Origin of the sequence: Desulfopila inferna, from assembly GCF_016919005.1 — a bacterium.
GTDB classification, from domain to species: Bacteria; Desulfobacterota; Desulfobulbia; order Desulfobulbales; family Desulfocapsaceae; genus Desulfopila_A; species Desulfopila_A inferna.
This window is the reverse complement of the sequence record NZ_JAFFQE010000004.1, coordinates 1-12272: the sequence shown is the minus strand read 5'-3', so window position 1 is coordinate 12272 and position 12272 is coordinate 1. Positions and strand designations below refer to the sequence as shown.

General features: G+C 48.7%; 13 protein-coding genes. 6 read left to right on the top strand and 7 right to left on the bottom strand.

What is annotated here, in order from left to right; translation table 11 throughout:
* Window positions 1–9 precede the first annotated feature (9 nt).
* On the bottom strand, window positions 10–603 hold the full coding sequence (locus JWG88_RS11010; RefSeq protein WP_205233808.1) for a TetR/AcrR family transcriptional regulator: 594 nt from the start codon (window positions 601–603) through the stop codon (window positions 10–12).
* A gap of 320 nt (window positions 604–923) precedes the next feature.
* Between JWG88_RS11010 and JWG88_RS11005 the strand changes: the two genes are divergently transcribed.
* Window positions 924–2156, top strand: a complete 1233-nt coding sequence (locus JWG88_RS11005; protein ID WP_205233807.1) for an L-serine ammonia-lyase, iron-sulfur-dependent, subunit alpha — start codon at window positions 924–926, stop codon at window positions 2154–2156.
* Between the two features lie 81 nt (window positions 2157–2237).
* On the top strand, window positions 2238–2645 hold the full coding sequence (locus JWG88_RS11000) for a DUF2177 family protein (RefSeq protein ID WP_205233806.1): 408 nt from the start codon (window positions 2238–2240) through the stop codon (window positions 2643–2645).
* A gap of 283 nt (window positions 2646–2928) precedes the next feature.
* Here the strand turns inward: JWG88_RS11000 and JWG88_RS10995 are convergent, their stop codons facing one another.
* The 3 genes from JWG88_RS10995 to JWG88_RS10985 form a co-directional block, all read right to left on the bottom strand.
* Entirely contained in the window at window positions 2929–4050 is a 1122-nt protein-coding gene (locus tag JWG88_RS10995) for a lipid II:glycine glycyltransferase FemX (RefSeq protein WP_306793096.1), read from the bottom strand.
* Entirely contained in the window at window positions 4010–4186 is a 177-nt protein-coding gene (locus JWG88_RS10990; RefSeq protein ID WP_205233804.1) for a hypothetical protein, read from the bottom strand. The genes JWG88_RS10995 and JWG88_RS10990 overlap by 41 nt, the downstream gene beginning before the upstream one ends.
* A 303-nt stretch (window positions 4187–4489) precedes the next feature.
* Window positions 4490–5608 (bottom strand): XRE family transcriptional regulator, encoded by a 1119-nt coding sequence (locus tag JWG88_RS10985; RefSeq protein ID WP_205233803.1) that lies wholly within the window; start codon window positions 5606–5608, stop codon window positions 4490–4492.
* 516 nt (window positions 5609–6124) lie between these two features.
* On the opposite strand from JWG88_RS10985, the gene modA reads away from it, so the two are divergent.
* From modA to JWG88_RS10965, 4 genes are all read left to right on the top strand, one after another.
* Complete coding sequence (modA, locus tag JWG88_RS10980) at window positions 6125–6898, top strand: molybdate ABC transporter substrate-binding protein (RefSeq protein WP_205233802.1); 774 nt, start codon at window positions 6125–6127, stop codon at window positions 6896–6898.
* A 38-nt stretch (window positions 6899–6936) separates the two neighbouring features.
* On the top strand, window positions 6937–7617 hold the full coding sequence (modB, locus tag JWG88_RS10975) for a molybdate ABC transporter permease subunit (RefSeq protein WP_205234212.1): 681 nt from the start codon (window positions 6937–6939) through the stop codon (window positions 7615–7617).
* A gap of 1 nt (window position 7618) precedes the next feature.
* Window positions 7619–8689: a molybdenum ABC transporter ATP-binding protein gene (gene modC / locus JWG88_RS10970; protein ID WP_205233801.1), complete on the top strand. Its 1071-nt coding sequence runs from the start codon at window positions 7619–7621 to the stop codon at window positions 8687–8689.
* A 188-nt stretch (window positions 8690–8877) separates the two neighbouring features.
* The gene (locus JWG88_RS10965; protein ID WP_205233800.1) at window positions 8878–9321 is read left to right on the top strand and encodes a PPC domain-containing DNA-binding protein; all 444 of its coding nucleotides are present in this window, start codon (window positions 8878–8880) and stop codon (window positions 9319–9321) included.
* Window positions 9322–9988: 667 nt separating this feature from the next.
* On the opposite strand, the gene JWG88_RS10960 is transcribed toward JWG88_RS10965, so the two are convergent.
* From JWG88_RS10960 to JWG88_RS10950, 3 genes are all read right to left on the bottom strand, one after another.
* Window positions 9989–10459, bottom strand: a complete 471-nt coding sequence (locus JWG88_RS10960; RefSeq protein WP_205233799.1) for a hypothetical protein — start codon at window positions 10457–10459, stop codon at window positions 9989–9991.
* Window positions 10460–10581: 122 nt separating this feature from the next.
* Window positions 10582–11229: a methyltransferase domain-containing protein gene (locus tag JWG88_RS10955; protein WP_205233798.1), complete on the bottom strand. Its 648-nt coding sequence runs from the start codon at window positions 11227–11229 to the stop codon at window positions 10582–10584.
* A gap of 285 nt (window positions 11230–11514) precedes the next feature.
* Entirely contained in the window at window positions 11515–12252 is a 738-nt protein-coding gene (locus JWG88_RS10950) for an enoyl-CoA hydratase/isomerase family protein (RefSeq protein WP_240194406.1), read from the bottom strand.
* Window positions 12253–12272 lie beyond the last annotated feature (20 nt).

Below are 12272 nucleotides of genomic sequence, written 5' to 3'. Positions count from 1 at the left end.
TTCTCAGCGTCAGCGTTTGATCCCGTTGAAAAGCAGATCCGTTATCAGCTTTGCCGCTTCATTGGTGGATACTTTCTCGTTAAAGATCACCCGGTTCAGACATGAATGCTCGATGGTGCCAAAAATGGCATTGCGGATATAGGCCGCCGGCAGATCCTCGCGGATTTCGCCGCAGGCAATACCCTCGTTAATGATATCTACGATGATACGGTTGAACCGCCGGACCAGGCCATAGGCTTCGCTCTGAAAATATTCTTCTGAATTCCTGACTTCCAGCAGGATAATTCTCGCAAATACCCGGTGATTGGCATACCTCTCGATAGAGGACCAGATGATTTTCTTCAGTTTATTCAGGGATCCGTCTATCCCCTGCAGATCCCTGTCGATCTGGACCAGGAACAATTCATAATGCTCTTTAAGCACATGGTGCAGCAAATCACGTTTGTCCTTGAAGTACTTATAAATCAGCCCTTCGGTTACCCCGGCAGTGACAGCGATCTCCGAGATGGTCAGAGATTCAAAGGTTCGCTCTTCCAACAGGGATCTCATCGCGTTGATGATTTTCAGCTTTCCCGGAGGACTGTCTGTAGGTTGTCTTTCCATATGACCTATAAATTACCTTTACCTGTTTATGAAAACTCAAGTTACTAATTTAAAAACATAATAATACAGCATAAGAAAATTTTTGTCATGATAAAACCAAAATGGTAAATAATATTTACTATTTCATACCCTGTCAAGCAGGCTGTTCTCTGATTACCTTACGATGATTATGATAGTAGTAAGCTTCTCGTGTGGTTGGGCTGTCAATAATTATGATGGAGGTATAAAAACCTTGATCTACTCCCTTGAAAATCTGGAACGAAGATTTGACAGCAATGTCTTTGGCCAGGATCGGTTAATAATATGAAGAGTGTTGAATTATGGAATCTTTAAAAAATCTCTATCGCATCGGGACCGGACCTTCCAGCAGTCATACCATGGCGCCGAGTCAAGCTGCCCATGAATTTCTGAGACGTTATCCTGACGCTGACCGTTATCGGGTAGAACTTTACGCCAGTCTTGCCGCCACCGGGAAAGGGCATTTGACCGATAAAGCGATTGAAGAGGCAATATCGCCCCTCTCTTTGGAGATTATCTGGAAAGAGCAGGAAGAATTACCGCTCCACCCCAATGGAATGCTGTTTGAAGCAATGGATCATAACGGCCGTGTCTTCGGCAGCTGGGAGGTCTACAGTGTCGGCGGCGGCGCCCTGATGGACCGGGAAACACGAACGACTCTCGCTCAAGTCTATCCTTTATCCAGGATGGAGGGGTTGCTTAAACATCTCCGAGAATCCGGAGGATCCTTCCCGGAATATGCGGAGCAGTGCGAAGGGGCTGAGATATGGGATTTTTTCGATACGGTATGGCGCACCATGAGAGATTCGATACAAAGGGGTTTGGCGGCCGAAGGGCTGCTTCCCGGCGGTCTCGACCTGCCCAGAAAGGCGCTGTCCATATATTCGCGTTCCAAAATGCTGAGATCTGAGCTGAGAACGCAGGGAGCTCTCGCCGCCTATGCCTATGCCGTCTCAGAAGAGAATGCCGACAAGGGCATAATTGTTACCGCACCTACCTGCGGTGCCTGCGGGGTCCTGCCAGCTGTACTGTATCATCTGCAGAAAACCCTGGAACTGCCCGATGCAGCCATCATCAGAGCACTTGCTACCGCGGGTATTGTCGGAAATCTGGTAAAAACAAACGCCGGCATTTCAGGTGCAGAAGTCGGTTGCCAGGGTGAGATCGGTACTGCCTGCGCCATGGCTGCAGCCGCTGCGACGGAATTGATGGAGGGTTCAATAAGGCAAATTGAATATGCCGCTGAAATGGCTATAGAGCACCATTTGGGACTGACCTGCGATCCCGTGGCAGGTCTCGTTCAGATTCCCTGCATAGAACGAAATGCCCATGCGGCCATGCGCGCCATGAGCTGCTGTCATCTGGCTCTACTTTCCGATGGAGAACACCAGGTCAGCTTTGACAAGGTAACTGCTGTGATGAAAGAAACCGGACAGGCACTGCCGTCTCTGTACAGAGAGACTTCAGCAGGAGGTCTTGCCAAAGCTTGCAGGAGCATCGATACATCTGCTTCTGCTGAGCTTAACTCTTTATAGTACCCCCTTGGGGTATAAGGATTTTTAGGCAACCAGGACCTTGTCCGCACCACTGCTCTCTTATTAAAGGAGGTGTTTTTTATGAACGTTCTATTCTGGTTTAAGCTCTACCTATTGACCATCCCGGTTTTTTTTGTCATCGACATATTCTGGGTCGGCTATGCCGCGAGAAATTTCTACAAGAATCAACTACATCATTTGCTCAGTCCCGAGGTAAACTGGCCGGCGGCTTTTCTCTTCTATTTCATCTATATCGTCGGAATTCTATTTTTCGCAGTCCGCCCGGGTCTCGAGGCCGGATCTCTTGCGAAAACATGTCTTCTCGGAGCGCTCTTTGGGTTTTTTACGTATGCAACCTATGATCTTACCAATCTGGCGACCCTGCGCGACTGGCCGATTACAGTGGTGGTGGCTGATATCGCCTGGGGCACTGTGCTCTGCACACTGGTCGGAGGTGGTTCATATCTCATAGGTATCTGGCTCAAATAGCAGCGCTCCAGACAGGAAGCCACACTTTCAATTATCAAATCACAAAAACATCTTTGGTTGAATTTGACTGCTATATTGACTATCTCTAATCGGTAATTATATCTGATCGTGTTGGCAGGCTGCGCGGGTGTTGAACAAGCGGGGAGGAATGGTCGGCGCGATGTGACTGTACCTTTCACGCCGGGCCGGATGGACGTTTCCCAGGAGCAAACCGATATCGAGGCTTTCTCGACTCTGGAGCCGGAAGCCAGATGGTTTCCGCAACTATATCGGGGTTGAAAGATCAGCTGAGGTAGTATCCCTGGCTCTGCATTTCCATCAGGAGAAATGCCTCATATTTTTTCCTCTCCAGAGGATAGTCCCAACACCCCATCCTGTGAAATGGCTCTCCTCCAAATCCTGTTTTGAAACGGTATAGACCGTGCATGGGATGTGAAGGATCCCGATTGGGAGCAACGCCGAACATATCGTATTCGGTACATCCTCTGCGTTTTGCTCTTTGAATCGCCTCCCATTGCAGCAGATAGGGAGCCATCAAATTTCGATCAGATGAAGAGGACGCCCCATAGAGATACGTCGCCCTTCTGGCCGAATAGACCAAAAACATGGCCGCCAGCGGTGTTTCGTTACATTCGGCAATCAGTAGTTCGACCTCCGCCGGTGAACGCGTCTCTTTCGCCCTGGTGCAAAGGATTGTTCTGAAATAACTTAAATCATGAAGAAAAATATTATTCCTCGAACAGGTTTCCCGATAGAGGGTATACCATATATCCAAATCACTCAAGTCAGCTTTCCTGACCCTCACTCCTTTCCGCTGAGCCAATCGTATGTTGTACCTCGTTTTCGCTTTCATCCTGCCCAGAATTTTTTCTTTGCTGTTTGCAAGATTTATGAAGACGGTATCTTTCGGCAGCATGTCGGTGTTTGCCTTTTTCAGATTCCAGTATTGTGTGTTGAAGTTCAACCGTATTTCCTGGTTTTTCTTCTCCGGCGGACCAACCCAGCCACCTTCCCCGAACCTTGACTCATCTTTTGCCCAAAGCGATTCCCACGAAAGGTCGTAACGCACCAGTATACAATTGGTATCGAGATAAGGACGCAATGATTCGGAAAGCTCTTCCAGAAAAAGGCCCTGATTCTCTTCGCTGGGTTCCAAAGTCGGCCCGTAGGGCACATAGCCGATTTTGCAGCCATGGCCTATCTCCTGAAAGAGAATCAGAAAATCATCTTTTATATCATCGCCTTTAGCCGACGAAGAGAAAAAGTCACCAGCCCTGATCATTATATCAAAGGATTTTGACCGAACGCCCTGTTTCTTTTTCAACTTGGACCAAAACGATGTTTGCTGCGGGACCGGTGCCCTGTTAATGTCCTGTACTTGTTTTTTGCATATTTGCAACTTCATGAATAACCGTTCTTACGAATTTTTCTTCTTCCAGATTAAGATTATCACCCCTCTCTCCGGCGGGAGATACCCGCTCCCCCGTCAACCTATATTTTTTTATTATTTTTTCCAGATTTTTTTTATCTTTTTTAAACACCCCCCTGATCCTGCATTATTGTCTGGTTCTGCAAGAAAAAATTCCACCGATGACAGTGTGCCGGCAAAAGATACGATCTACCCGACCACTATTTCTGTGGGAAAATGAGCAGCGCCAAAAAATATCCAGGAAGTCTTGGACCGGAAAAATAATATGTTCGAAATGGTGACCGGGAAAATCGATATGATTTCAGGATTGAGCATGAATGCTATCCAGCCGCCATAGCAGACAACGACCAGCCGTCTCCGAAAATACCGACGTTCAATTCAAGAGCGGCGTTGCGGGAAAAGGAAAGGCTTTCCCCTAAAGTTCCCCAATAATATTTCCCATCATTGAGGATTCATATCCCGGCAGGGATGAAAGGTCTTTGCGTAATGCTTTTGTTTGCAGCACATCGAGAAGTATTTTTATCGCCGGATGCTCAAGGAAATCATGGTGAATGATGAGATCGCAACGAACAAACTGTATGGGGACGAAATCCAGTTGGTAGGTGGCTGCTACAGCTCGTAGCCCGAGGGCTGCATCGGCCAGGCCAAAAGCGACCATTTGCGCGCCCTCCGTATGACTTAAGGCTACTCTGTCATATCCGTTTACTTTGTTTGTCTGAATGCCAAAACGATTCAACTGGTCATCAAGGAGAACACGAATGGCCGCGCCATTGTCCCGGTTGACGAAGCGCACTCCTTCCCTGGTCAGATCGGCAACGGTCGTTATGCCGTAGGGATTACCCGGCGTCAGCATCAGCCCCTCCTCGAAAAGAGAAAATCCAATGACAAGCGCTTTTGAGTTCTTCAGGAAGGTTTTGGCAAAAGCCACATTGGATTCTCCGGTTCCTGTGTTATGCAAGTGAGCTGCCGCCAGATGGGCGTTTCCTGCCTGTAATCCTTCCAGTGCCCGCCGGCTTGAAGCAAACCTGCACAAGAGCTCTGCACCTTTCCCGGTACGAGTGATATGGGCGTTTAAAATGGAAAAAGCCGGGTCGCAGCCAAGAAGCAGAATTTTTTTCTCCAGCCGTTCTTCATTCTGGAGCTTGCATACATTACGACCAACCTTTTCCAGTACCCCATCGGCGGAATGAAACCCCTCGCTTAACAACCACCTGCCATCCTGGGGATAGGCCACGAGACGGTTATTGATCCGGACAATTGACAGCCTGGAACCGGGCCTGTCTATATTTTCGGCAAGTGTGACCGGATATTCTACAGGACTGCCTTTCATTTGAAAAAGATCTTCAACCCTGCACTCAAGTTCCCCGGCCATACGAAGAGCAACCATGGTGTTTGGTACATAGCGCCCCGACTCCATATCATATATTGCCTGCCGCCCGACCCCCACCCGTTCGGCCAACTCTTTCTGAGTGAACCCTTTTGCGAGACGAATCGCTTTTACATTTGAGACAACAATCTTTTTGGCAGAGTCCATTCCAGCACCCAATATTCCTGAAGTGAGAGATTCCTCCAATTTTGCACCACGAAAAAAAGTAGTTTCCAACAGACTTGATGACGTGTATAAACATATACGATAGATATTTTATCGCATTAGTTTTATTTTACTTCTATTCACATTTTCCCATTAAATCAAAGATAAAAAGAAAGCTGCCCTGGTCGGAACATTTTGGCATTCATTTTTCCAAAGCAAAACTCTGAGACGTCTACAACATTATACACTATACCCAGACACGGCATATCCACGTTCTACCTTTTTAACAGGAGACATCCTATGATAGTTAGCTTTTTCTTTGATTCAGCCATGATCAGTGCTACGGCGCTTGGTACTGAAGTTCAGGTGGCTACAGCTTCGAATTTAACAGGCCCCATGAGAATATCCCACCGACATTCGAGCAAGCGAGGGGCTTCGCCCTCTCCCAAATTCACAAAAGCGGCCTAAATGCAGCCAGTCAGGCTACACCCTGTAATACATACTCTAAAGGAAAAGACCATGAACAAAATTAACCCACTGATATTGATGTGTTCTCTTCTGTTCATCACTTCCACCGCCCATGCGGAAAAAATCACCATAGCGGCTGCTGCCGATCTTAAATTCGCCATGGATGAGATCGCCGCCGAGTTCAAGAAGGCCAATCCGGACGATGAAATCGAGGCAATATACGGTTCTTCCGGCAAATTTAATACACAAATCCGGCAAGGCGCACCATATGATTTATACTTCTCAGCAGATATCGCCTTCCCCCGTGACCTGGCAAAAAGCGGCTTAGCTGCCTCCGAGGCCATTCCATATGCCGTAGGACGCATTGTTCTATGGAGCGCGACTCAGGATGCATCGACGATGACACTGGAAAGTCTCACCGATCCCCAAATTACCCGTATTGCCATTGCCAATCCAAAACACGCACCTTATGGAAAACGTGCGCAAGAGGCATTGCTTTCCACGAACCTGTGGGACAAGGTGGAAAAAAAGCTGATTTACGGCGAAAATATCGCTCATACCGCCCAGTTTGTCCAGACCGGTAACGCCCAGGTCGGCATTATCGCTCTGTCACTGGCCGTCAATCCGGAATTGACCAGCAAGGGAGGCTATTGGCTGATCCCGGACAATTTTCATGAACCGCTGGAGCAGGGATACATAATTACCAGGCGTGCTGCCGACAGCAATTTAGCTCAGCACTTTGCCGACTACATGGGGAGCCTGCCCGCCCGTGCGGTGATGACCAAATACGGTTTTGTTCTCCCCGGCGAAGCATCCGGCAAGTAGGCGGCAGATCTTCCGGGAGGATTGATGTGGAGAATCTCATACATCTGAGCGAAAATGATTTCCAGGCCATCCTGCTGACCATTCGCCTGGCGAGTATCGTTACCCTGATTCTTCTTGTGCTGGGGACGCCGATCGCATGGTGGCTGTCGCGAACCAGGAGCAGGTTGAAGGGGCCGGTAGGGGCCGTAGTTGCTTTGCCACTGGTTTTGCCGCCTTCGGTTCTCGGCTTCTATCTCCTGCTGGTTATGGGACCGAATGGTCCGCTGGGACAACTCACTCAGGCGCTGGGCATCGGGCTCCTGGCTTTTACTTTTGAGGGATTGGTGATCGCTTCCGTCTTTTATTCCCTACCCTTCATGGTGCAGCCCTTACAAAATGCCTTTGAAGCAGTCGGAGAACGGCCGCTCGAGGTGGCTGCCACCTTACGTGCCTCCAGGCTGGACACCTTTTTTACCGTGGTAGTGCCCCTGGCGCTTCCAGGTTTTCTGACCTCCTCAATTCTTACTTTTGCTCATACGGTGGGTGAATTCGGTGTAGTGTTGATGATCGGCGGCAACATACCGGGGGTGACGCGTGTTGCTTCGGTGCAAATTTACGATCATGTGGAAGCAATGGAATTTAGCCAGGCACATCACCTCTCGGCGATGATGCTGATTTTTTCTTTTCTCGTGCTGCTTGCCCTCTACGTCTGGCGTCCCAACAGGAAGAAAGGAACTTGATATGACCTGTATTAATGCACGATTCCGCCTCGATTGGCCGGGTTTCACCCTCGATGTCGATCTAAAGTTACCCCTGAGTGGCGTGACCGCGTTATTCGGCCACTCAGGCTCAGGAAAAACTACACTGTTGCGTTGCATAGCAGGATTGGAACGTGCCCCAGAGGGCCATTTGAGCATTAACGGCGATGTCTGGCAGGATGATCACCATTGGCTTCCGACGTATAAACGCCCACTCGGTTATGTTTTTCAGGAAGCCAGCCTTTTCACCCATCTCTCGGTAACAGGGAATCTGCGTTACGGTCTGAAGCGGTCTACCGACCGGCAACTGGTGAGCCTGGAGCAAGCCATCGAGCTTTTGGGGATCGACCATTTGCTTGATCGAAAACCCGATCGGCTCTCTGGTGGTGAACGTCAGCGGGTGGCTATCGCCCGTGCCCTGGCAGTAAGTCCACGCCTGCTTCTCATGGACGAACCCCTGGCAGCCCTCGACCTGAAGCGCAAGCGGGAAATTCTCCCGTACCTGGAGCGTCTTCACGACGAACTGGAAATACCGATTATATACGTCAGCCATTCCCCGGATGAAGTGGCACGGCTTGCCGATCACATTGTTGCCATGGAAGACGGTCTGGTATCGGCCCAGGGACCATTGGCGGAGACCTTGACGAGGGTCGAGTTGCCGATTCGAATAGGGGAGGATGCTTGCGCGATTTTGGAGGCGACAATCAAGACCGTGGATGACAACTGGCACCTTGCACAAGTTGAATTTTCCGGAGGCTGCCTATGGTTTCGCGACCCCGGCCTGCCCGTCGGTCGCAAGGTAAGGGTTCGCGTGCTCGCTCGGGATGTCAGCCTGGCGAGGCGGCGGCCTGAGCAGAGCAGCATTCAGAACGTTATAGCCGGCAAGGTCGATGCCATCGGCGCGGATGAACACCCCGGATTGACTATTGTGCGGATACGGGTTGGAGATTCCAAGCTGGTTGCGCGATTGACCAAACGCGCGGTGGCGACTCTCAATCTGGAGCCTGAGCAAAAAATTTGGATACAGGTGAAATCCGTGGCCCTGATGGAATAACAAATGCTGCACAACCCTCCCTCGCGTGAGGAGAGTCTCACATCCTCCATCACGTATGTCCTCTTTGAAACACTCGGTATAAAATCATCTCTTTCACCACAGGTCTTTTTTCATATCCTATTGCATGGTAAACTGCCGTAAAAAGATACCCGCAAAATACCGCCCATAACAACAAGGAAACTATAGCCATGAGATATTCCGAGGCCCGGCAGGGCAGAGTTTTCATCCTTCGCCTCGAAGACGGCGAAATCGTTCATGAGGTTATCGAAGAATTCGCCAGAGAAAAAGAGGTCAGCGCTGCCTCACTGATTATCCTCGGTGGAGCCGACGATTCCAGCAGACTGGTCGTCGGACCGGAGGAAGACCGCGTCCTGCCGCTCACCCCGATGATTCGGGAACTGACCCGAGCCCATGAGGTTGCCGGTGTCGGCACTCTATTCCGCGACGAGAAAGACACCCCCGTGCTGCATATGCATATGGCCTGTGGCCGCTGGGATATGACCACCACCGGCTGCATTCGGGCTGGAGTCAAGGTTTGGAGGGTGATGGAGGTGATTGTATACGAACTGACCGAAACAAGCGCCAGGCGTGAGGTCGAGCAGCCGCTTAACATTCCGCTACTGCAACCATAGCAGGTACTTCAAGGGTAATTCCTGGAAACTGGAATCAGATCACCTTTCCCTGCTTTCCGCTGCGATTCATATCTCCCACACATCCACAAGAGAATTTTTCATAAAGCGAAGATCAGGGAACGCTGTTTAAATGTTGAATCAAGCTGTACTATTAAACATTTAAACAACGTTCCCTTCTCCGTCCTCCGTCCCCTTCTCCGTCCCGATATTTTGTGGTCGTCGCTGCCTCACGTGGAAACGGTCAAATATGTCGTGGACTGTAACGGATATCGTGCCCTGTATTCTTTTGTTTCTTTAAATTTATGTAAATCTCTCTCCCAGTGAATATCGAAATACTGCCAATGGTGGTATAGCTCAATTTCTTCTTCTTTGACTTCTTTATCTGAAAAGACAGTTCTCTTAACTTTCCTTTTTTCAATAATCCCATGTGGGGAATTAGATTTCATGTAAACGATGACAACTTTGTAGAAATTCAAAAATATATCTTCTAGGGTTGAATAGTTATTTGTATTTAACATTGACTTAATATGCTGATTTGAATAGCACAACGTTTGAAGCCAGCCGCGCCGTTTTTTAGGCGTCGGCTGGGCTGACTTGTTGTATGATCTCTTAAAATAAATACCAAGTCCTTCATGAAAAAAGGGATCTGAACTCTTATCAAAAAAGATTATCTAACGATAACCGGTGCATTTACAGTAGGGCGATCGCCGCAATATATTTTCCCACTGATCACGATACAGCACATACACTCGGAACACGCAACGTACCAGTCTTTATCTGCTGGGATAACAGGACCAAAACATATATCCCACTCAGCATCATCTTTAAGAATGGTGTTCTTTTGCTCCGCTGAAGGCTTCTCTGTGTCAATATCTCTATTTTTTTGTTCCGCAGAATCTAGCGTGCCTTTTAAGTCACTAATAGCAGCTCGTTTATCAAAATAACAATATCCATCTTTTTCAATAAACCAGCCACTATTAACTCGAGTATCTGTACACTCTTGTGGCTGGGCCACTTCATTTACAGCAATATCTTTGGGAAATTGGGTAATTGGGCCAACATTCTGTATTGTACAGCTACAGAGAATTAAACTTAGGACGGGTGTTAAAAATAAAGCTGTTTTATTAGTTAAAAACATAACTCCTCCTTTAGGTAGTGTTTCTATTTTAACCATAAGTTAGTACCGTATAACGCCTGGGTTCAGCCACCGGTTTGGAGCGGTAGTAGAAAATCGGTCGGCTGCAGCCCTGTGTTATGCGCTCATGGTTTACCGCCACTTGCGACGAATACAGATACGTCGAGCACTTTGAACGGTCGAAACTCTTGCCAAGCGAACGACTCACACCGTTCCTCAAGAACGCTCCATACCGGGCGACGGCAGTCGGCGGCTCCGACCCAATTTATGAAACGCGCGCCCAACGTCAAACGGTCGCTGTACACGTCAATGATAGAAAAGCGTGTGCCCGAAGGGCACACATCGAACACCAGCGAGCAGAATTCTCGCCAGTTCTCCAGGCACGTGAGTCCGAGGGAGACAAACACGTGCTGCGGTGACTCCTTGTCGATAGCATCTTCCAAAGTTTTGAGGCCGTCGGATCGGGAGAAATCGGCCTGAAGGAACTCAAAGCTCGGACTGACGGTGCATCGTTCGGCGCGGGTCTTCGCATGCTTGAGCATTCCTTCGGAGCCGTCAAAAGCCATCACAGCCCCCTCCTCACCGACTTTTGTATGTGTAGCGAGCATGGGGAAATCGACCCCTGTGCCACAAAACACATCTGCCACGCTGGAACCAAAAGACAGGCACAATTGCTCAACGGCTGCTTTGCAAGGCTTGCGGTAGAAGAGGTCTCCGAATGTTCCGACGTCGTAGAACGGGGCAAATTTGTCGTACCAACGTGATTCAGCCACGGAGACTCCTTGATGCATAACATTACAAAATCACCGGCTTACCCGTGTGCATTTTGCTTGTTAGGTTTTACTATATTGTTGATATAAGCTCTTAGCGGCCTCATTTTGATACCAAAATGGGGCTTCTAAGAGCTTTTTTAGGGATTTCGAAAAATTTTTCTTTTTATAAGCAACATGTTACAAAATTTTTCTTGGTCCGAACCCATTTTAATCCATTTTAGCCCATTTTAAGAATTTAAGATTTTAAGTAAAGATGCGAACCTGTTCCATTTCCCTTAACTATCATTATAGATCATTTAATGGGTGCGATCCGTCTTTCCATGGCGAGTCAAAAAATTCGTCTATCCAGCTTTCAGGAACATCACCTGGGAAATCATGCTGCCAGACAGGTTGCTTATCCTTATCTATGAGTTGCGCCCTGACCCCTTCCCGAAAATCGGGATGCCGGGTGCATTGAATCGCCATAATCAGCTCCTGACAGAAAACCTCCTTTAAAGTCAGCCCGTGCAATTGATGCATCTGCCGCCATACAAGGCAGGCGGTGGTGGGGCACCCATCTCGCAGAGAATCCAGCCCTTTTTTTAGCCAACGATCGTCAGTATCGATTTGCATAAGTGTGCAATATACCTCTTCCACGGAATTCAAATTGCTCAGTTTGTGGATTAGGGATAGATGAGGAGCCAAAAGCGAACTCGGCTTTAGATGCTCATACTGCCTTGAAATCTGATTAAAGAGTTGACTAACCTGAGAATGATTGCTTTCCTGGCTACGCCACGCCAGACTCTTTAATTCTTCGTACAGGTTCTCTTTCTGATCGGCAGGTATAAATGCATCTGCCAGATGAACCTGGAGGGCATCCTCGGCATTGATATTCAGACCGGTAAGCCCCAAAAACAGGCCGATGGAGTTTGGCATGCGGTTAAGAAACCACGTTGCGCCAACATCCGGGAACAGGCCAATGGTAATTTCAGGCATGGCAATTTTTGAAGTTTCAGTCACGACCCGGTGACTGGCACCTGCCATGAGCCCCAGGTCCCCAGCCC

Coding starts and splice junctions, on each gene's coding strand:
- JWG88_RS10965 (WP_205233800.1), top strand. CDS start 8,878: ATGAGATATTCCGAGGCCCGGCAGGGCAGAGTTTTCATCCTTCGCCTC.
- JWG88_RS11000 (WP_205233806.1), top strand. CDS start 2,238: ATGAACGTTCTATTCTGGTTTAAGCTCTACCTATTGACCATCCCGGTT.
- JWG88_RS11005 (WP_205233807.1), top strand. CDS start 924: ATGGAATCTTTAAAAAATCTCTATCGCATCGGGACCGGACCTTCCAGC.
- JWG88_RS10950 (WP_240194406.1), bottom strand. CDS start 12,252: ATGGCAGGTGCCAGTCACCGGGTCGTGACTGAAACTTCAAAAATTGCC.
- modC (WP_205233801.1), top strand. CDS start 7,619: ATGACCTGTATTAATGCACGATTCCGCCTCGATTGGCCGGGTTTCACC.
- modA (WP_205233802.1), top strand. CDS start 6,125: ATGAACAAAATTAACCCACTGATATTGATGTGTTCTCTTCTGTTCATC.
- JWG88_RS10995 (WP_306793096.1), bottom strand. CDS start 4,050: ATGAAGTTGCAAATATGCAAAAAACAAGTACAGGACATTAACAGGGCA.
- JWG88_RS11010 (WP_205233808.1), bottom strand. CDS start 603: ATGGAAAGACAACCTACAGACAGTCCTCCGGGAAAGCTGAAAATCATC.
- JWG88_RS10960 (WP_205233799.1), bottom strand. CDS start 10,459: ATGTTTTTAACTAATAAAACAGCTTTATTTTTAACACCCGTCCTAAGT.
- JWG88_RS10985 (WP_205233803.1), bottom strand. CDS start 5,608: ATGGACTCTGCCAAAAAGATTGTTGTCTCAAATGTAAAAGCGATTCGT.